At 35.9% G+C, this 309-nt stretch carries 1 protein-coding gene; it reads right to left on the bottom strand.

The genetic code is table 11. From position 1 onward, the window contains the following. Positions 1 to 30: 30 nt before the first annotated feature. Positions 31 to 210 carry a hypothetical protein gene (locus A6E04_RS20865; protein WP_020847111.1) on the bottom strand — a complete coding sequence of 60 codons (180 nt, stop codon included), beginning with the start codon at positions 208 to 210 and terminating at the stop codon, positions 31 to 33. Positions 211 to 309 lie beyond the last annotated feature (99 nt).

Genomic DNA, 309 nt, shown 5'->3' with positions numbered 1-309 from the left:
ACGCTCAGTCGCTCGTAGACACTCGCTCGGTTACTTAATCAATTTGTTTAGTTGTTCTTCAAAATCTTGCTTGTTTAAATCACCTGAAACGTACTGATCATAAAGTTTTTGATGATCTTCAGTGATTTCTAAATCGTAATATTCTCGATCTGATTTCTTTAAAAACACCTCTGACAAACGATTATTTTTTTCGGCATCACTCAATTTCATGGTCTAAATGCTCCTATTTTGCGTTTATTGGCGTTTTTAGCCCTGTTTAGCTAGATTTCCCTGTTTTTGAGAAAAGAGCGCTTAAATGCGATTCTAGGC

This window comes from Aliivibrio logei (assembly GCF_001691055.1).
Taxonomy (GTDB): domain Bacteria; phylum Pseudomonadota; class Gammaproteobacteria; order Enterobacterales; family Vibrionaceae; genus Aliivibrio; species Aliivibrio salmonicida.
This window is presented reverse-complemented; position numbering and strand designations above follow the sequence as displayed.

Coding starts and splice junctions, on each gene's coding strand:
- A6E04_RS20865 (WP_020847111.1), bottom strand. CDS start 210: ATGAAATTGAGTGATGCCGAAAAAAATAATCGTTTGTCAGAGGTGTTT.